We start from the raw sequence: 19,468 nt of genomic DNA on the forward strand, positions 1-19,468 counted from the left end.
CCCTACAGCGTCGCGATCACCGCCAGCAGCGCATCGAGGTCGAGCGGCTTGACAAAATAATGGTCGAAGCCGGCCGCCTTGGAGATCTCGCGGTCTTCGCGGCGGCCATAGCCGGACACCGCCACCAGCGTGGCGTGCTTGCTGGCGCCCAGCATGCGCAGGCCGCGCGCCAGGTCGTTGCCGTTCAGGTCGGGCAGGCCGATGTCGAGCAGGCATAGTTGCGGTTCGAGCCGCTGCGCCGCCTCCAGCCCGCCGTGCGCGGTGTGCGCCACCACCACCTCGTGACCTGCCGCTTCGAGCAGCAGTTGCAGCGTTTGGGCGGCATCGACGTTGTCGTCCACCACCAGCACGCGCAGCAGCGAACCGGTGGCGCTGACGGGCTTGGTCGCCACTGGCACCACTTGCGCTTCGGTGGCTGGCAGCACGATGGAAAACGTGCTGCCTTGGCGTTCGCCGCCACTGTCCACCGTCACCGTGCCGCCGTGCAGCTCCACCAGCATTTTCACCAGCGCCAGTCCAAGTCCCAGGCCACCCTCGGACCGGTCGGAGCTGCGGTCGGCCTGGGCGAACAGTTCGAACACGCGACCGCGCAGTTCGTGGGACATGCCGATGCCGTTGTCGCGCACCTGCAGCCGTACATTGCCTTCGTCCTCCTGCACCCGTAGCACGATCTCGCCACCGCTGGGCGTGTACTTGGCGGCGTTGTTGAGCACATTGACCAGGACCTGCACCAGCCGCTTGTGGTCGCCCATCACCTGCAATGGCTGTTCCGGCATCACCAGTTCGAAGCGGTGCTGGCGTGCGCGCATCATGGGTTCGGCCTGTTCCACGGCGTCCGCCACGACGGCGGCCACGTTCAATGGCGCGCGCGTGATCGTCACCAGCCCGCGGGTGACGCGCGAAACGTCGAGCAGGTCGTCGATCAGGCGCGTCATGTGGTTCACCTGGCGCACGATGATGTCAGCGGTGCGGTCCACGGCGGCCGGCGAGGCGTTGCCGCTACGTAGTAGCTGGGCGCCGGCGCTGATCGGCGCCAGCGGGTTGCGCAGCTCGTGCGCCAGCATGGCCAAAAACTCGTCCTTGCGCTGGTCGGCCAGGCGCAGCTGCGCCTCGGCTTTCAGGTGCTGGCGCTCCTTGTCCTGCAAGGCGGCGGCCATGGCGTCGAGCGCGCGCGCCAGTTCGCTGATTTCTTCCTTGCCGTAGGCGATGCCGCTGCGCGCACCCAGCGATCCGGAGGCGATGCTGTTGGCGGTGGTGGCCAGCATTTTCACGCGGCGCAGCACCAGCACGTCGCCCACGAACCACGCGGCCAGCATGGCCAGCACCAGCGTCACGGCCAGCGCCAGCAGGTCCATCACCTGGTCGCGGCGGGCCACGGCGGTAATGTCCGCCACCGGGATGCCGATGGTGACGGTGTAGTCGGTCAGGCCGTTGTTGCCCACGCGGGCGAAGCGGTGCAGCCGCTCCACGCCATCGGGGCCGGTGAGCTGCACCGGTTTGCCCGGCTCGCCCGCCATGGCGGCGCGCAGCTCGGGCCAGACCGGCTTGCCGAACCACTGCTCCGGGTTCGGCTTGCGGGCGATGATCTTGCCTTCCGAGTCAGCCGTCATCAGCACCGAGCCCGGTGGCAGCTGGATGTCGGCGACAAAGCGATCGAGCTTGGTCAGGTCCATGGCGGCAAACACCACGCCGCGCACCTGCTCGTCGTCGTCGAGGATGGGGTAGGTGAGGTTGACCGTGTGCTTCTGGATCACGCGGCCGAAAATATAGCCGCCGGCGACGAAGCGCTTGAGGTGCACGGCGCGCCGGAAGTGCGAGCGGTCGCGCAGGTTGACCTGTCCCGACGACGGGATGGCGGTGCAGTTGACGTCGCCGTTCAACTGGATCACGCCAAAGTTGGCGTAGTCGCCGTTCTGGCGCTGGATGCTGTCGAGCAGGTTGTTGCAGCGGGCCTGGTCTTTCATCAGGTCGGGCACACTGGCCAGGTCGCGCAGGATCTGGCGCGCGCTTTCGATCGACTGCGCTTCGTTGGCGGCGGCCAGGTTGGTCAGGCGTTGCAGGTTTTCCTCGGCCACGCTGATGGCGTGGTCATGCTCGCGGATGCCGCTGATGATCGTCATCACGGCGATCGGGGCGATCGCCAGCGCCACCAGCAGCAGCAGGCGTCCGCGCAGGCTGTTGAGGCTGAAGAGCAGGAACGCCATCGTTCAACGGCCGCCGTGGCGCTGGTTGCCGAAAGCGATGATGGCCTGCACGCCGCGCCGCAAGGTGGCGACGTCGTCGGCGATGAAGCCGATGCGCAGGTAGCCGGGTACGCCCAGGGCGTCGCCGGGCATCACCGCCACCGCGTGTTCGGCCAGCAGCTGCTCGGACGCAGCCACCGTGTCCAGCCCGAGCGGCGCGACGTCGAGCCACAGGTACGGGCCCGAGGCCGGTGTGCGCACTGTCAGCCAGGGCAGGTTGGCGGTCAGGTCCAGCACCAGGTCGCGCCGGGCGCGGTAGTCGGCCAGCATGGCCTTCGACTCGGGCGTGTCGTCCGACTCGAAGGCGGCCGCCAGCGCCAGCTGGATCAGCATCGGCGCGGCGGCGGTGATCGGTCCCTGCACGGTTTCCATGGCCGCCACCAGTGGCGCCGGGGCTACTGCGAAACCGGCGCGCCAGCCCATCATGGCATAGCTTTGCGACGCCGAGAACAGCGTGACCACACCCAGCTCGCGCCAGTCGGGGCGCGCCGCCAGGCTTTGGTGGACGCCGTCGAACACCAGTTTTTCGTAGCTCTCGTCGACGATGGCGCGGGTGCCGGTCTTGCGCAGCCAGGCGGCGATGCACGCGAGTTCCGTGGCCGCCAGCAGGGCGCCGGTGGGGTTGTGCGGATTATTGAGGATCAGGATCCTGGCCGGTGGCAGGCTGTCGAGCAGCTCGGTGGTGATCTGGCTCGGCAGATCGACCAGGATCGGCTTGAGGCCCAGCAGTTCGCTGGTGGCCACGTACGCCGGCCAGTATGGCTTGAAAATGATCACCGCGTCACCGGGATCGGCCATCACGTACAGCGCCTGGTACAGCGCCTGCTTGGCGCCGTTGGTGACCAGGATGTCGGCTGGCGCGGCGTCGATGCCGTTCTCGCGCCCGACCCGGGCGGCCAGCCGGGCGCGCACGCCGGCGTCGCCACCGACTGCGGTGTAGGGCAGGGCGGGGCGCTGCAGCGCCTCGTGCATGGCAGCGAGGACGGCGGGCGGTGCGGGGAAATGCGAGATGGCGATGGAAAAATCGATGACGTGCTCACCGCGGTCCTTCATGGCGTCCACCCGGCCGTGCATGGCGGTGGTGGCGAGTGGTCGGGACTTCGCGATGCGACGGGAAATTTCCATAGTGATCAATGACTTATGCGGTTAGGTAATAAGTATATTACGTAAATAGCTGTGCGGCATCTACTGATGGCAGACTATCTTGTCGGATGGTATCCTAACCGGCTAAATTCGTAAGGAGTTGTATGCCGTACCCAACACACGCACCAAAAATCGCCCTGGCCGTCGCGCTGGGATTGACAAGCGCCGCCCTTCCGGGACTCGCCAACGCGCAGGACATCATCAAGATCGGCCACGCGGCCGGCACCTCCGGCACCGCCGCCCACCTGGGCAAGGACAATGAAAACGGCGCCCGCATGGCGGTCGAAGAACTCAACGCCAAGGGCGTGGTCATCGGCGGCAAGAAGTACAAGATCGTGCTGCAGGCCGAGGACGATGGATCCGATCCCAAGCAGGGCACGGCCGTGGCGCAAAAACTGGTCGATGCCAAGGTCAATGGCGTGATCGGCCACCAGGTATCGGGCACCACCATCCCGGCGTCGCGCATTTACTTCAATGCCGGCATTCCGCAGATCTCGCCGTCGGCCAGCAATCCGCAGTACACGCGCCAGCGCTTCGCGTCGGCGTTCCGCAATATCGCCAACGACGAGCAGCAGGGTGCGGCGCTGGCGCGCTACGCGCTGCAAAACGTCAAGGCCAGGCGCATCGCCGTGATCGACGATCGCACCGCCTACGGCAAGGGCCTGGCCGATGAATTTTCCAAAAATATCAAGCGCCTGGGACCGGCGGCTGGCGCCGCCATCGTCAGCACCCAGTACACCACCGACAAGGCCACCGACTTCAACGCCATCCTGACCACGGTCCGGGCCACCAAGCCGGACCTGGTGTTCTACGGCGGCATGGATGCGGTAGCCGCGCCGATGCTGCGCCAGATGAAGCAGCTGGGCTTCCCGGTCAAGTTCATGGGCGGCGACGGCATGTGCTCGGATTCGGTGCCGCGCCTGGCCGGCGACGGCATGAACGACGACCAGGTTTTATGCGCAGAAGCGGGCGGCGTGGCGCCGGCGCAGGAAAAGGCGCTGACCGATTTCAAGGCCGCGTACAAGAAGCGTTTTGGCGTCGAGGTGCAGACCTATGCGCCGCAAACCTACGACGCCTTGATGACCATGGTCGATGCGATGCAGCAGGCCGGCTCGCCCGACCCGGTCAAGTATTTGCCTTACCTGGCGAAGATCCACCACAAGGGCGTGACCGGCGATATCTCGTTCGATGCGCGCGGCGACATCAAGGATGGGGCGCTGACCATCTTCACGTTCCAGAAGGGCAAGCGCGTAAAAGTCGCGGTGGTGAAGTAATCGTGGAGATATGAAAGACGCCCGGCGGCTGTGAAGCCCCGGGCGTTTTTTTGTATCGGTCAAGCGCCGGGCGGGCCAAAGCCGCCGGGACCGGGACCGCCAGGTCCGCCCGGACCACCGGGACGCGGACGGAAGCCGCCTTCACCTTCGCTACGGTTGCTGTTGACCCCACCGAAGCGGTACGACAGGCCCACGTAAAACACGCGGCCGTCGAAGCGGCGCGTGCTGGTTTCGCGCAGCGTGGTGCTGTTGACGATGGTTTCCATCTTGTTGCGGTCGAAGATGTCGGTGACGTTGGCCACCAGGTTCCACTGGCTGCTCAAAGCATGGCGCACGCTCATGTTGACGGTATTGTTGGGCGAGCGGTAGCCCTGGCCCGACAGCGTTTTGCCCTGCATTTGCAGCGCCAGTTGCACTTGCGTGGCGGTGGTCATCTGCCAGTTCAGGCGCGCGCGGCCGCTGAGCGAATTGGCGGTGCGGCTGGTGACGACGCCCGCTTCATCCTGCGAGCGCTGCTGGCTGCGCATCAGGTTGCCGCTGGTATTGAGCGTGAGCGTGGGCGTGAGCTTGCCGCTGACGGTAAATTCCAGGCCGCTCGAGTGGCTGCCTTCGCCGTTCTGGCGCGTGGTGAGCAGCACGTTGTCGGCGATGAAGTAGCGGTAGTCGACGATGGCGTCGGTGTCGCGGCGGTAGTAGCCGCGCAGGTTGGTCTCCAGGCCGCCGAACTTGGTCTCGTAACCGACCTCGAACGAATCGGTCTTGGTCGGTTTCAGGTCCGGGTTGCCGGATGAGACGTTGAATTCGTCGCGGTAGGTCACGTACGGATTGAGATCGTTGGCCTGCGGACGGCGCAGGCGGCGCGCGTAGGCAAAGCGCAGATTGGCGTCGTCCGAGACCTTATAGGTCGCGAACATGCTCGGAATGAAGTTGATGTAGCTGTTCTTTGCCTCGATGCCGCTGGTGACCTGGTGGATGTCCATGTCGGTGTGCTCGGTGCGCACGCCGCCCAGCAGGCCCCAGCGCTCGGACAGGCGCATCTGGTAGGTCCCGTAGAGGGCCAGCACGGTTTCCTCGATATCGAAGCGGTTGGTGCGCGACGGATTGATGATCGCGATATTCGTGACCGGGTCGATGTCGGTGTAGAGCGTGTCGAAATTGTTCGTGGTGCGCGCCACCTTGTAGCCGACATTGGTGGTGCCGCCCCACAGCGGCCGGCTGTAGTCGCCGGTGAAGTCGATCACGCGCGTGCTGGTGTCGCTGTGCTGGAATGCGCGCGGGTCGGTGCGGCCGAAATTGTCGGCGCCGGTGGCGTAGTCGCTGGCGTAGCTGGTGTCGCTATCGTTTTCGGATGCCGACACGCGAAGGTCGATCTTGAGGGTTTCGCCGGGCAGTTCGCCCTTGTGGTCGTAGCGCGCACCCCAGCCGAAATTTTTGGCGTCGCCGCTGCGCGCGGTGTTGCGAACGTAGTCGTTGGCGGGCTTGAAGCCGGTGGCGCCGTTCACATAGTGTTCGGTCGAGCGCTGGTCGTTGCCGCGCCCCATGAACGATGCGCTGCCGGTCAGCGTATCGGACTGGTTCATATTGTAGCTGACGGTGCCGTTGGCGCCGACCATGTCGTTGAGGCCCTTGCTTACCGCATCCTGGGTGCTGGGCACGTACTGGCCGGTGCGCGGATCGAGCCGCTCGCGGGTCACCTCGGACGTGGAATTGCGGCCGTCATGGCGTACATTGAGGCCGCCCTGGAAGCCCCAAAGTCCCTCGTTGTAGCTGCCGTTGACGGCGCTGTTGTAGCGCCCCTCGGTACCGGCGTTGGCGTTGACCGAGCCGAAACCGCCAGGTTTGCGGTTGCGGCGCATGACCAGGTTCAGGATCGGACCGCTGCCACCCTCGTTGCCGAACTGCGCGCCGGGGTTGTTGATCACTTCCACCGATTCGATATCGTCGGCTGGCATCGCTTGCAGCGCCGCGCCGCGGTTCTCGCCCTGCAGCATGGCCGACGGTTTGCCATCGATCATGATCTGCACATTGCTGCTGCCGCGCAGCGACACCGTGCCATCGGGATCGACCGCCACCGACGGCACGTTGTTCAAGGCGTCGGCAGCGGTGCCGTTGGTGCTCGAGACATCGGACTTGACGTCGTACACCTGGCGGTCGATGCGGTTGGTGGGGCGCTCTGCCGCCACCGTCACCGATGGCACCACCTGCGCCTCGTCGGCCTTGACGGCGCCGGGCTTGGCCGCCGGGGCGGCCGCTGGCGCGGCGGTGGTCTGGGCCAGCGCACACATGGGCGACGTCAGCAGGGAGCAGGTCAGGAGAATCTTTTGCATGGGGGAAGTAAATGATGAAAGTAAGCCAATGCGGCTATTTTACAGAAGCAATGCCTTAATACTTGCCATTTACAATACTTTACTTAGGTGAAGCTGGTGTGAAGTTTGTATCCTGGGAGCTAAAATACCGGAAAGGAGATTCAACCATGGCACAAGGATTTGCCCGCATCGGGCGCGACATGTATTCCACCGAGATCGAGGTGGGTGGACACAAGCTGATTGGCGACGAACCGCCACGCAACGGCGGCCAGGACGCGGGACCGGCGCCTTACGATTTTTTACTTGCGGGCCTGGGCTCGTGCACGGCGATCACGCTGCGCATGTACGCCGACCGCAAGCAGTGGCCGCTGGAGGCGGTGCAGGTGGACCTGCACCTCAAGCGCAGCGATGACGGTACCGTCATCACCCGCACCTTGCACCTGACCGGCGCGCTCGATGCGGAGCAGGTGGCGCGGCTGGCCGATATCGCCGAGCGCACGCCGGTGACGATGACGCTCAAAACCGGCGCCCGTATCGATACCACTGTTGCATGACAATCCAGTTGCAAATCGTGACTACCGGTTAAGCCGCGCGGTGTGCTGGCGCACAGTGCATTGTTAACCGGTTGGCTACTCTGGCCATAGATCCACACCACCAGAGAGTCCCCCATGAAAGCCCCGTCAGCCCCGCAGAGCAAACAAATCACCACCTTGCTGCGCAAGGTATTCGGCATCGAAGCTTTGCGCGATGGCCAGCGCAACGTCATCGACAGCGTGCTGGCCGGTCACGACACCCTGGCCGTCATGCCTACCGGCAGCGGCAAATCGCTGTGCTACCAGTTGCCGGCGCGGCTGCTGCAAGGGCTCACGGTGGTGGTCTCGCCCCTGATCTCGCTGATGAAGGACCAGGCTGAAAAGCTTGAGGAAGCCGGCATCGCCAGCGCTGCGCAAATCAACAGCAGCCTGTCGCGCGCCGACGAACTGGCGGCGCTCGAAGGCATCGAGAGCGCTGCCCACGACATCGTGTTCTGCACCCCGGAGCGCCTGATCACGCCGGACTTCCTGGCGTTGCTGAAGGACAGCGATATCGCACTGGTAGTGATCGACGAGGCCCATTGCATCTCGCAGTGGGGCCACGATTTTCGTCCCGCCTACCTGGAAATCGGCGCTGCCCTGGAAGCGCTTGGGCGTCCGCAGGTGCTGGCGCTCACCGCCACCGCCACTGATGACGTGATCAAGGATATCCGCACCCAGCTGGGCCGTCCGCGCATGGCCGTGGTCAACACCGGCATCTACCGTCCCAATCTGCACTACCGCGTCAAGCAGGTCACCAACCCGTCCGAAAAGACGGCGCAGGTGCTGGAGCTGGTGCGCAGCACCGAAGGCGTGGGCATCATCTACGCCGCCACCGTCAAGGCGGCCGAGGAAATGCATGCGCAACTCAAGGATGCCGGCGAAAGCGTGGCGATCTACCACGGCAAGCTGCGCGCCGGCGAGCGGGTGGAAAACCAGAACCTGTTCATGAGCGGCGAGCGCCGCGTGATGGTGGCCACCAACGCGTTCGGCATGGGCATCGACAAGCCGGACACGCGCTTCGTGATCCACTTGCAGGTGCCGGCCAACCTGGAAGCGTATTACCAGGAGTCGGGCCGGGCGGGGCGCGATGGACACGACGCCGAATGCACGCTGCTGTACTACCACGCCGACAAGCGCCTGCAGCAGTTCTTCCTGGTCAAGCACTATCCGCAAGCCGAGGAACTGCGCGCGGTGTATGAAGCTGCCCGCCAGGCGGTGGCCAGCAACGAGCGCGCCGCGTTTACCGAGGCCGACCTGAAGCCCAGGCTCGAACACATCTCGGCCAGCCAGCTGAAAATCTGCCTGAAGATGCTCAAGGACGGCAAGCTGCTCAAGCGCAGCCGCAAGCTCGATTATTCGCTGGCCAAAACCGAACCGAAGGCCGCGCAGTACGAAGAGATGGCGCGGGTGTACGCCGACAAGCACGAGCGCGACCGCGAGGGACTGGAGCAAATGGTCGGCTACGCCCAGAGCGGCTACTGCCGCTGGAAGCTGCTGCTCGATTATTTCGGCGACGCAGCGCCCGGCTTCGAGCAGTGCTGCAAGTGCGATAACTGCCTGTCGCCGCCGGCGATCCAGCTGTCGTCGTTCGACCAGCCCATCGAGCTGGCTACCGCGGCGGACATCGATACGGACATCGATACGGCCACTGAGCCGGGCGTGCCCCCGATCGCCACGACCGCATTGCCTGAACTGGCTCCTGCGCCGCTGGTGGCCGCCGCCAGTGCTATGGCATTACCTCGAACAGCAGGAACTGCGTAACCTGTTTGTCATTGAAGTTATCGTCCGAAACCAGTACCAGGCTGGCGTGGCCGTTGGCCAGGCGCGGGCCGAAGGCCATGCCTTCGAGGTTGTCCACCCGTCGCAGGCCGGCCTGGTTCAGGTCCAGCACCAGGCGCTTGGTCATCACCGTGTAGCTGGCGCTGGCCAGCGTGGCCAACTGCGCAATATCGGTGGCGCCGGCGGTCTCCACCTCGTAAAGGCGCACGTAATTGCGATAGCGGCCTTTATCGTTCTGCACGCCCGCACGTTCCAGCACCAGCATGCGGGTATCGGACAGCGCCATAATTTCCGAGATGCCGTTGTCGGCGTTTTTGCCCTTGCCCGGCGCTGCCGGAATCGGCTCCAGCGCGTAGGCGTACTGGCCCAGCACCGTGCCGTCGCGGGCGAAGCGGGTAATACGGCTGATCGCGCCGTGTGCTGGCGTGGGCGCCGGACCGTCCTGGTACAGCGGTCCTTCCAGCGCCACCCAGAGCGACGCGCCGTCGGGCGTAAAACTCATGCCCTCGAAAGCCTGGTTGTTGCGCGGGCCGCTGCTCTGGTCCACTGCCACGTCGAACAGCGGCGGCAGCGGCAACTCGTAGCGCAGGCTGCCGTTGGCGTCGGCCTGGCGCACGAAGGGATTGAGCTTGAGCGTGACATCGCCTTCGCTGCCGTACCAGATCGCGCCATCGCGCGGATCGACGCGCAGCGTTTCCAGGTCGGCCACGGCGCCGCCCCGGCGCGCGAACGTCTTCTTCGATGGATACGCGGAGCCATCGGCCTGCAACAACGTGGTCACACCAGTCAAGGCGACTCGCCGAAACGACTGCTGGTCGTAGTCGAGCCTGGCGCGGTAGTAGCGCGCCGGATTATGCTCGGAGCGGTCGTCGCAGATCAGTACCCATTCGCCGCGCGCGGCGTCGTAGTCGATGCCCGACAGGCCGCCCACCATCGTGCCTCTGTACCGCTGGCGCCACGGCAGCCGTTGTTCGCCGATCAGGCGCAGCGAGGTGATCGATTCCGGCGTGCGCGCCGATGCAGATACCGGTGCGGCGGCCAGCGTTTCGGCGCTGGCGTGGGAGCTCAGCAACAGCAAAAATGGCAAGCTGGCGGCGGCGAGGGCGGTGCGAACAGGGGAGGGCAGAACGGCCATGACATTGCTCAGGTCGGGAAAGCGTGCAGTATAGCGGCCCCGGTGGTGCCTGTCAGGCCTTCGCTGTTGACGCTTCCAGATCTTCCATCTCGTCTTCGCGGCTCCAGGCCGGGAACGGATCGACGTAGGTTATCCAGGCGGCGGCGCCGGCGGCCAGTTCGCGGTCGGTGAGCACGCAGCGGCGGAAGGCGGCTTCCAGGGCCGGCCGATCCAGGTCCGCGCCGATGAAGACCAGTTCGTTCTGGCGATCGCCGAACGGCTCCACCCAGGCCGCTTCGATGCCATCGCGGTCGGCGTCGCCCACCGGCGGCCAGTTGGCGCGGTCGCTGGCGGCCCACCACTGGCCCACCGGCTCTACCGACGCAATGCGGCCGGCACGCGAATAGGCCACTGCCCAGTCAGGACGGCTGGCAAACCAGATATAGCCCTTGGCGCGTATCAGGCCCGGCAGCGCCAGGTCGAGAAACTCGTTGAAGCGCTGCGGGTGCAGCGGACGGCGTTCGCGCAAAACGAAGCTGGCGATACCGTATTCCTCGGTTTCCGGCGTGTGGATGCCGGCCAGTTCGCGCGCCCACCCGGCCATCTGGCTGGCCCGGTCAAGGTCGAATTTGCCGGTGCCCAGGATCTCGTGCAGCGGCACCCGGCCTTGCTCGGCCAGCACCATCTTGGCGGTAGGGTTGAGCGCCTTGATCACCGCGCGTACCGCGCCCATCTGTTCGATGGTGACCAGGTCGGTCTTGCTGACCACGATCACGTCGGCAAACTCGATCTGCTCCGACAGCAGCGCGGCCAGGGTGCGGTCGTCGCCTTCGCCTGCGCTCTGGCCGCGCTGGGCCAGGAAGTCGGCGCAGTTGTAATCATTGAGCAGGTTGACGGCATCGACCACGGTGACCATGGTGTCGATGCGGGCCACATCGTTGAGCGAGGCGCCGTCTTCGTCGGCAAAGTCGAACGTGGCGGCCACCGGCATCGGCTCGCCCACGCCGGTCGATTCGATCAGCAGGTAGTCGAAGCGGTTTTCCGCCGCCAGCTTGCGCACCTCCAGCAGCAGGTCTTCGCGCAGCGTGCAGCAGATGCAGCCGTTGCTCATCTCCACCATCTTCTCTTCGGTGCGCGACAGCGCGGCGCCAGCATTTTCCGTGCCGTGGCGCAGCAGCGACGCGTCGATATTGACTTCGCTCATGTCGTTGACGATGACTGCCACGCGCAAGCCTTCGCGATTGGCCAGCACGTGGTTGAGCAGGGTAGTCTTGCCGGCGCCGAGAAAGCCGGAAAGAACGGTAACGGGCAGGCGCACATCGGCCAGTGGTCGGGGAAGGGTGGTCATAGCGGTCCTTAAATGCAATCGAGTTGCATCATAAGTCCGATTGATCGCTAATGCAAGCTTGTTGCATTAGCGCGGATCGTGCGCGGCTATTTTTTGGTGGCGCAGTGCGGGCAGGTGCCCTTGATCAGGAAATCCATTTCCTGGCTCTGGAAGCCGCTGGGCAGCTTGATCGTGCGCGGCAGCGGCACGTCGGTAAAGCAGGTGACTTCTTCGCAATGGGTGCACTGGAAGTGCGCATGTTCGTGCGAGTGATGACCGGCGCCGGCGCGAAAACGCCAGACCTGGTCGGCGCCCGCGATGCGGTGCACCAGTTCGTTCTCAGTCAGCCATTCGAGCACCCGGTACAGGGTGACCGAATCGAGCGCCTCGTCCGGCAGCAGGGCCTGGATATCGTGGTGGGTCAGCGACTTTTCCTGTCCCATCAAAAACTCGAGCACGGTCACGCGCTGGCGCGTGACGCGGGCGCCGGTCGCGCGTATCAGTGTTTCGGCCTGGTCTGAGGTGGATGTTTGCATCCGCGTATGTTACCACGGCTGCGCTGCAGCTATGGCAAGGTGGGCTGGAAGTGCGGTACCGAAAAATAGTCATCAAGACGTCTTTTAATAAGTTGATAATCGGTTTAGTATTAATTGTCCCCCGTAAATATTCTAATCCAAGGAGGTTTGAATGAAAAGTCACCGATTATCACGCTTGCCGCTGTTGATTATATTGGGCATGCTTCCAGTTATTACGCGGGCTATAACGCCTTTACCTGCAATGGGTGTTGATTTATCTCAAACATCGGTATCGGGAATATCGTCCGGTGGTTTTATGGCCGCGCAATTGGCGACCGCTTATTCCAGCAGGTTTATTGGCGTGGGCGTAATAGCGGCCGGACCTTATTATTGTGCCGGTACTTATCCGGCGCTGACGCCGCTGCAAAACGCCACGGCGACCTGTATGAGCCCGGTCAATGCTGCGGTCGGCCCGCTGCCTGCCGTATCGCTGAGCAATGCGCGCTATTTCGCCCACCGCGACTGGATCGACGACGTGGAATACCTGGCGCGCCAGCGCGTGTATGTATTCAGCGGCACCAACGACCAGACCGTCAAGCCGCTGGTCGCGGCCACGGTGCCCACGTATTACAGCCTGGCGCAGACGCCGCCTGCCAACATCGTCTATCGGCACGACGTCAACGCCGGCCATTCCATCATCGTCAACAATCCGCAGGCCGTGCCGTGCAGCACGACCCACAGTCCGTATATCAATAATTGCGGCTTCGAACAATCGCAGGAATTGCTGGCCCATATTTATCCCGGCAGCACGGCGCCGGCTACGAACAGGCAGGGCAAGATCGTCAGCTTCGACCAGGCCGAGTTCGTGAAAGGGCGGCGCAGCAGCATGGACCAGACCGCGTATGCCTATATTCCCGCCGATTGCGAGCAGGGCGGTTGCAAGGTCCACGTCGCGCTGCACGGTTGCCAGCAGGGCGCCGCCGTCATCGGCGACCGGTTTTACAACGGCACCGGCTACAACCAGTATGCCGACACCAACCGCACCATTGTGCTCTATCCGCAGGCGGTACCGTCGAATGGCATACCGTTCAATCCCAAGGGGTGTTGGGATTTCTGGGGTTACAGCGACGACAACCCGGCGCAGCGCACTTTTTATACCCGCAACGCGCCGCAAATGGCCGCCATCGTTGCCATGCTCGACCGCCTGGGGCAGCCGCTGGCTGCCGCCCGGCCCTGAATCCTCCCTTGACACGCTTGACCACTGCAAGTCCACCAACCGAAAGGGCATCACATGACTACCCAGGCATTGCAACCGTTGTTCAGCATCCCGGCCTCGCTGACGCCATCCACCACGTTCGCCCCTTTTGCGGCCCTGGCGCCGTTCGCGCAAGCGGCGCAGGCGGCCATCGCTGCCGGCCGCGAATGGAGTGCTCAGCAGTCCTCGACTGGCCTCAATGCGCTGCATGCGCAGCTGGACTTGGTGCAAGGCGGCGGCGCGGCGGCGTCGGTGCGACAATTGTTCGCACTGCAGGCGCAGTTTTTGGAGGGCCTGGCCGCCCAGCAAAAAGAGGTGTTGCAGCAGGTGAGCGCGCGCGCCGAGACCTATGCCAGCGACCTGCGCCAGACCGTTTCCACCGACGAGGTTGGCCTGGTAACGGTCGGCTTCTTCAAGGACCTGGGCCAGGTATTGCAGAACAGTGCGGAACAGGCCGGCACCTTGCTCAACTCCACCAGCGCCGCCGCCACCGTGCTGTCCGATCGGGCGCTGGCTGAAGCTGCCAAAGGCCAATAACCAGTCCCAAGGAGGGGTGAACATGCGAATGAGAAGTGTTATCATTGTCACTTTCATGATACTCCTTTCATTGCCATGCCCCTCCAGACTTTGCACCTTGCACCACCATTCCCGTTGACTTCCATGGCCGCAGCGCTGGCGCTGCTGGCCATGCCCTTGGCGCATGCACAAGAGCAGGCGCAAGAGCGCGCCCCGGCGCCGATGGAAACCATCCAGGTGACCGGCAGCTGGCTCGGCTCCGGGCTGCAAAACAGCGTCAGGAATTTCGCCGGCGCGCGCACGGTGGTGAACCAGGACGACATCGAGGATTCGGGCGCGCTCGACATCGGCGACGTGCTGCGCCGCGTGCCGGGCGTGCAGGCCACCGACAATTCCGGCACCGCCGGCAGCGCCATTTCGCTCAATATCGGCGTGCGCGGCCTGACCGGGCGCTATTCGCCGCGTTCCACCATCCTGCTCGACGGCATTCCGCTGGCAGTGGCCCCGTATGGTCAGCCGCAGCTATCGTTCGCCCCGGTCAGCCTGAACAACATCGAATCGATCGACGTGGTGCGCGGCGGCGGCGCCGTGCGCTACGGTCCGCAAAACGTGGGCGGCATCATCAATTTTCGCAGCCGGTCGATCCCGGACGGGGCGCTGAGCGGCGATGTCTCGGTGCGCTACAACGACTATAGCGAAACCGGGCATAACACCCAGTACAGCGCCTTCCTTGGCGGCACGCTGGAGAATGGCCTGGGCCTGGCGCTGATGTACTCGGGCATGGATGGCGGCGGCTGGCGCACCGCCAGCAACGACAAGCTCAACGACGTGGCGCTGAAATTCCGCTACCCGCTCAACGCCCACAGCGAGGTGTACGGCAAACTGACGTACTTCGACGTCAACTCGCGCACGCCGGGCGGGCTGACCGTGGCACAGTACGCCGCCGATCCGTTCCAGAACACCCGGCCCACGGATTTCTGGAGCGGCGAGCGCAAGGGCGGCGACGTCGGCTACCTGAACACCATCTCGGCCACCCAGGAATTCGAAGTGAAGGCTTATTACAACGAGAGCTTCCGCCAGAGCGCCCTGATCAACGCCGCCCGTACCCAGGTCACCTGGCAGCCGCGCAACTACCAGGTGCTGGGCATCGAGCCGCGCTACACCCAGCGCTTCACTGCTGCCGGTCTCACCCACGATGTCACCGCCGGCTACCGCTTCCTGCGCGAGCGCGGCGACGACAACAACTATGCCGTGACGGTTGCCACTGGCGTGCAAGGCGCCACCACCAGGTTCGACAATGCCACCGATGCCCACTCGGTGTACATCGACGACCGCATCGCCATTGGCGCCTGGCGCATCACGCCCGGCGTACGCTACGAGCGCATCCGCTCTGACCGGCGCGATGCGGGCAGCAGCGCAGCTTTCGCTTCGGACAACAACAAGGCGCTGCCGTCGTTGAACGTGGCCTACCTGGTCAACCCGGCGCTGACCGTGTTCGCCAACTACACCACGTCGTTCGGCGCGGTGCAGAACACCCAGCTCAATTCGCAAAGCGCCACCAATCCGCTCAATCCGGAAGTGGCCAAGACCGTCGAGCTTGGTGCGCGCTGGAAGAACCGCGCGGTGAGCGCGGAGCTGACCGCCTTCAAGCTCAAGTTCGACAACCAGATTTTGCAGGTGCCGGGCACACTGCCGGCCACGTTCCAGAACATTGGCGCGACCAACCACGAAGGGATCGAATCGGCATTCGACTACAGCTTCGACGAAGCCGGCGCGCTGGCGGGCCTGAACCTGTACGCCAACTACACTTACACCAAGGCGATCCAGGAGTCGGGCGCCACGGCCGGGCTGGACGTGCCGTTCTACTCGCGCGGCACCGACACCGTGGGCGCGCGCTACAAGCGCGACGCGTGGAGCTTCAACGTGTCGGGCACGCACCAGACCCGCCAGTACTCGGACGCCGCCAATACCGTGGCCGAAGCGGCCAACGGCAGCGCAGGAGCGATCCCCGGTTTCCGCCTGTGGAATGCACAAGTGGGCTGGAAAGTGAAGGGGAAACCTGGCTACGAGGTGATGGCAGGGGTGAACAACCTGGCGGACCGGCGTTATTACACCCGCAATGTCGATGGCAATGCCGGGCGCATGGTTGGTGCGCCACGTACCGCATACCTGCAATTGCGTGCCAGTTATTGAGCAGTTCATGCGCAGTTCGGTGCGCGACTGCACAGTGTCATGATGCCAACGTAGGACAAGGCCCACATTTCTTCTTGCTTGCAGCCTACATTGGCCTACACGCCGGTCCTATACCGGTAGATCGGTCTGCTAGATATAGTGTCATCAACGGTGAGCGATACCCAAGTTTGATACATCAGCCACCAAGACCACACACCAAGAGGCAGACACCATGAACGCATACCACACCACTTCCGCAACCGCCGCTGCCAACGCCATCGCAGGCAACAGCAGCGCCGGTTCGCAGATCAGCCTGATCGGCGCGCAGCAGAACGATCTGCTGCGCGCCCTGTCGCGCGACGATCTGCTGGCGCTGTTCAGCGAGCTGGAACTGGTTGCGTTGCCTGCCGGTAAGCACCTGTTCGACTTCGGCGACAAGGTCGAGTACACCTACTTCCCGACCAACGCCATCATCTCGCTGCAATACGTGATGGAAGACGGCGCCACCACCGAGATCGCCGTGGTAGGCCGCGAAGGTGTGGTAGGCGTGGCACTGTACCCGACCGAGCGTGCTTCTTACTCGGCCGTGGTGGAGGCTGCCGGTTACGGCTACCGCCTGCGCACCGACGTGCTGCGCGACGTGTTCTACGCCGGCGGCCCGTTGGCCCAGCAACTGATGCGTTACACCAGCGCCATGTTCGCCCAGCTGGCGCAAAGCGTGGCCGGCAGCCGTCACACCAGTATCGAGCAAAAGCTGTGCCGCTGGTTGCTCGAACGCCTGGACCGCTCGATGGGCAATGAATTGAAAGTGACCCAGGAAATGATCGCCAACATGCTGGGCGTGCGTCGCGAAAGCGTGACCGGCGCGGCTGGCAAGCTGGCCGACGAAGGCTTGATTTCCTACCGCCGTGGTTGCGTTACGGTACTTGATCGTGCGGGGATGGAAGCGCGCGCAGGCAGCTGCTACCAAGGCGGCCGCAACAAGGCGGCCGGCATGGAACAGCGTGCTGCTTGAAGAATAGCCGGGAAATTAATGCAGTACGCGGGACGGCGGATTCACCAGGAATCCGCTGAAGTCCACCCGAGGGGCAGAGCGGGTGGCCATGTTGTCCAGTTTGCGCTGGACCAGCTTGTGCCAGGCGGCGGCCCAACGCGCTGCCAGTTGCGATTCCTCTGCCGAGCGTGCATACAGCGTTCTCTCGACAGCGATTTTTTGACGGTTCAGGGCGCGGGTGGCATTCATCATCGTGGTCATGGTGGGCTCGGCTTGGCAGTTGTTGGTTGGAAAGCAAAGCCATTTTGCCTGTCGCGACCGGTTTTGAATGTGCGCCAGTTCACCCAATCACTGCGGTAACCTGTCTCCTCCGTGTAAAATACCCCTGCTGCAGCGCATCAATGATGCTCTGCAGCTATTTTTTTGCGCGCCGCTCGTCCCGAATACTCTTCTTCCGAAACCGATATGTGGTCCACCAATTTCACTAAAAATGCCCTGGCGGGCCTCACCACGTCGTTTGCACTGGTTCCTGAATGCATCGCGTTTGCGCTGGTTGCGCACTTGAATCCCCTGGTAGGGCTGTATGGCGCCTTCTTCATTTGCACCATCACCGCGATGTTTGGTGGCCGCCCGGGCATGATTTCGGGCGCTGCCGGCTCGATGGCAGTGGTGATCGTGGCGCTGGTGGCACAGCATGGCTTGCAGTATTTCCTGGCCACGGTAGTGCTCAGCGGCGTGATCATGCTGCTGTTCGGCCTGCTGCGGCTCGGCAAACTGGTCAGCATGGTGCCGCACCCGGTGATGCTTGGTTTCGTCAACGGCCTGGCGATCGTGATCGCCTGGTCGCAATTGCAGCATTTTCGGGTTGACGGCGGCTGGCTGGCGGGTGCGGCGATGTGGTGGATGGGCGGGCTGGTGGCGTTGACCATGGCCATCGTGTACCTGCTGCCGCGCCTGACCAGGGCGGTGCCGCCGGCGCTGGTGGCCATCGTGGGCGTGGGGTTGCTGTCGGAACTGCTGCATCTGCCGGTGCGCACGCTGGGCGACATGGCCACCATCGCCGGCGGTCTGCCGTCGTTCAGCATTCCGCAGTTGCCGTTCACCATGGAGACCTTGCGCATCGTGCTGCCGTATGCACTGCTGATGGCGGTGGTGGGGCTGCTCGAAACGCTGCTCACCTTTAACCTCACCGATGAAATCACCGAAACCCGCGGCCTGCCCAACCGCGAATGCGTGGCGCTGGGTGCGGCCAACGTCGCCTCCGGCCTGTTCGGCGGCATGGGCGGTTGCGCCATGATCGGCCAGACCATGATCAACCTCGGTTCCGGCGGCCGCACCCGGGTGTCGGGTGCGGTGGCCGGCATCATGATTTTGCTGTTCGTGCTGTTCCTGTCGCCGCTGATCGAGCGTATTCCACTGGCTGCCCTGGTGGGCGTGATGTTTGTCGTCGCCCAGCAGACCTTTGCCTGGAGTTCGCTGCAAGTGCTGGGCAAGGTGCCGCGCCACGACGCGCTGCTGATCGTGGTCGTTACCTGCATTACCGTGGCGACCGACCTGGCGGTGGCGGTGCTGTGCGGGATTGTGATCGCCGCACTCAGTTTCGCCTGGCGCCACGCGCGCGAGGTGCGGTGCGAAGCGATGGTGGACGCCGACGGCGTCAAGCACTACACGCCGCACGGCACACTGTTCTTTGCCTCGATCGCCCATTTCAACGACCTGTTCGTGCCGCAGGATGATCCGCAACAGGTGGTGCTCGACTGCCGCCACCTGCGCCTGGCCGATCATTCGGCAGTGGTGGCGGTGGCCGCCCTGAGCGAGCGGTATGCACGCGCCGGCAAGCGCCTGCAAGTGCAGCACCTGTCGCAGCGCTGCGAACAGTTGCTGGTGCGGGCCGGCGTATCGGTGACCGCATGAAGTGTTCGTGGTATTCTGCCCATCCTTGACAGAAGAGCACTCTCCAATGCAGATAGCAACCATCATCAGCCTGGCCGGCACCATCACCTGCGTCGGGCTGTTTTCCAAACAAAAGGAATGGGTACTGGCAGCCGCCTTTGCCTTCGGCGCAGCCTTTACCGCGCTGGGCGCCATGCGACCCTCGTTCATCCCCGGCTACCTGATCCCCTGGTGCGCCTACACCTTCTTCGCCCTCGCCGCGATCGAATTCGTCCGTAAAGTCATCCTCAAATAGCGTCTTTTAAATGATGGTCACAAAGGCATTGTTACTGTATGCTGCCAGCGCATTTTGCCGGATTTGT

16 protein-coding genes are annotated in these 19,468 nt (G+C 64.0%); 9 read left to right on the forward strand and 7 right to left on the reverse strand.

All coding sequences use genetic code 11. The annotated features are described in order from the left end of the window. Window positions 1-2: 2 nt before the first annotated feature. Window positions 3-2,204 carry a hybrid sensor histidine kinase/response regulator gene (locus tag DUPY_RS10025; RefSeq protein ID WP_070247692.1) on the reverse strand — a complete coding sequence of 734 codons (2,202 nt, stop codon included), beginning with the start codon at window positions 2,202-2,204 and terminating at the stop codon, window positions 3-5. A 3-nt stretch (window positions 2,205-2,207) separates the two neighbouring features. Then, on the reverse strand, window positions 2,208-3,368 hold the full coding sequence (locus DUPY_RS10030; RefSeq protein WP_070247693.1) for a pyridoxal phosphate-dependent aminotransferase: 1,161 nt from the start codon (window positions 3,366-3,368) through the stop codon (window positions 2,208-2,210). 122 nt (window positions 3,369-3,490) lie between these two features. Between DUPY_RS10030 and DUPY_RS10035 the strand changes: the two genes are divergently transcribed. Beyond that, complete coding sequence (locus tag DUPY_RS10035) at window positions 3,491-4,660, forward strand: branched-chain amino acid ABC transporter substrate-binding protein (protein ID WP_070247694.1); 1,170 nt, start codon at window positions 3,491-3,493, stop codon at window positions 4,658-4,660. Between the two features lie 59 nt (window positions 4,661-4,719). Here the strand turns inward: DUPY_RS10035 and DUPY_RS10040 are convergent, their stop codons facing one another. Next, window positions 4,720-6,987 carry an outer membrane beta-barrel family protein gene (locus tag DUPY_RS10040; RefSeq protein ID WP_070247695.1) on the reverse strand — a complete coding sequence of 756 codons (2,268 nt, stop codon included), beginning with the start codon at window positions 6,985-6,987 and terminating at the stop codon, window positions 4,720-4,722. Between the two features lie 146 nt (window positions 6,988-7,133). Here DUPY_RS10040 and DUPY_RS10045 point away from each other — a divergent pair, with 146 nt between their 5' ends. Together DUPY_RS10045 and DUPY_RS10050 are read left to right on the forward strand one after the other, a co-directional pair. Next, the gene (locus DUPY_RS10045) at window positions 7,134-7,520 is read left to right on the forward strand and encodes an OsmC family protein (protein WP_070247696.1); all 387 of its coding nucleotides are present in this window, start codon (window positions 7,134-7,136) and stop codon (window positions 7,518-7,520) included. 114 nt (window positions 7,521-7,634) lie between these two features. Continuing rightward, the gene (locus DUPY_RS10050) at window positions 7,635-9,302 is read left to right on the forward strand and encodes a RecQ family ATP-dependent DNA helicase (protein ID WP_070247697.1); all 1,668 of its coding nucleotides are present in this window, start codon (window positions 7,635-7,637) and stop codon (window positions 9,300-9,302) included. On the opposite strand, the gene DUPY_RS10055 is transcribed toward DUPY_RS10050, so the two are convergent. The 3 genes from DUPY_RS10055 to DUPY_RS10065 form a co-directional block, all read right to left on the reverse strand. Further along, window positions 9,268-10,455 carry an esterase-like activity of phytase family protein gene (locus DUPY_RS10055; protein WP_070247698.1) on the reverse strand — a complete coding sequence of 396 codons (1,188 nt, stop codon included), beginning with the start codon at window positions 10,453-10,455 and terminating at the stop codon, window positions 9,268-9,270. The genes DUPY_RS10050 and DUPY_RS10055 overlap by 35 nt on opposite strands. A 52-nt stretch (window positions 10,456-10,507) precedes the next feature. Next, window positions 10,508-11,782: a GTP-binding protein gene (locus tag DUPY_RS10060; RefSeq protein ID WP_070247699.1), complete on the reverse strand. Its 1,275-nt coding sequence runs from the start codon at window positions 11,780-11,782 to the stop codon at window positions 10,508-10,510. 86 nt (window positions 11,783-11,868) lie between these two features. Beyond that, window positions 11,869-12,297: a Fur family transcriptional regulator gene (locus DUPY_RS10065; protein ID WP_070247700.1), complete on the reverse strand. Its 429-nt coding sequence runs from the start codon at window positions 12,295-12,297 to the stop codon at window positions 11,869-11,871. Window positions 12,298-12,538: 241 nt separating this feature from the next. Here DUPY_RS10065 and DUPY_RS10070 point away from each other — a divergent pair, with 241 nt between their 5' ends. From DUPY_RS10070 to DUPY_RS10085, 4 genes are all read left to right on the forward strand, one after another. Beyond that, a complete protein-coding gene (locus DUPY_RS10070; RefSeq protein ID WP_443093057.1) occupies window positions 12,539-13,513 on the forward strand; it encodes an extracellular catalytic domain type 2 short-chain-length polyhydroxyalkanoate depolymerase in 975 nt (324 codons plus the stop codon). A 54-nt stretch (window positions 13,514-13,567) separates the two neighbouring features. After that, window positions 13,568-14,068 (forward strand): hypothetical protein, encoded by a 501-nt coding sequence (locus DUPY_RS10075; protein ID WP_141749500.1) that lies wholly within the window; start codon window positions 13,568-13,570, stop codon window positions 14,066-14,068. A 75-nt stretch (window positions 14,069-14,143) separates the two neighbouring features. After that, entirely contained in the window at window positions 14,144-16,240 is a 2,097-nt protein-coding gene (locus DUPY_RS10080) for a TonB-dependent receptor family protein (RefSeq protein ID WP_070247703.1), read from the forward strand. 211 nt (window positions 16,241-16,451) lie between these two features. Further along, window positions 16,452-17,234: a Crp/Fnr family transcriptional regulator gene (locus DUPY_RS10085; RefSeq protein ID WP_070247704.1), complete on the forward strand. Its 783-nt coding sequence runs from the start codon at window positions 16,452-16,454 to the stop codon at window positions 17,232-17,234. 15 nt (window positions 17,235-17,249) lie between these two features. On the opposite strand, the gene DUPY_RS10090 is transcribed toward DUPY_RS10085, so the two are convergent. After that, entirely contained in the window at window positions 17,250-17,474 is a 225-nt protein-coding gene (locus tag DUPY_RS10090) for a hypothetical protein (RefSeq protein WP_070247705.1), read from the reverse strand. Between the two features lie 204 nt (window positions 17,475-17,678). Between DUPY_RS10090 and DUPY_RS10095 the strand changes: the two genes are divergently transcribed. Both DUPY_RS10095 and DUPY_RS10100 read left to right on the forward strand, forming a co-directional pair. Continuing rightward, window positions 17,679-19,127, forward strand: a complete 1,449-nt coding sequence (locus DUPY_RS10095; protein ID WP_070247706.1) for a SulP family inorganic anion transporter — start codon at window positions 17,679-17,681, stop codon at window positions 19,125-19,127. Between the two features lie 46 nt (window positions 19,128-19,173). Next, window positions 19,174-19,401 (forward strand): hypothetical protein, encoded by a 228-nt coding sequence (locus tag DUPY_RS10100; protein ID WP_070247707.1) that lies wholly within the window; start codon window positions 19,174-19,176, stop codon window positions 19,399-19,401. Window positions 19,402-19,468: the final 67 nt, after the last annotated feature.

The organism is Duganella phyllosphaerae (genome assembly GCF_001758785.1).
GTDB classification, from domain to species: Bacteria; Pseudomonadota; Gammaproteobacteria; order Burkholderiales; family Burkholderiaceae_D; genus Rugamonas; species Rugamonas phyllosphaerae.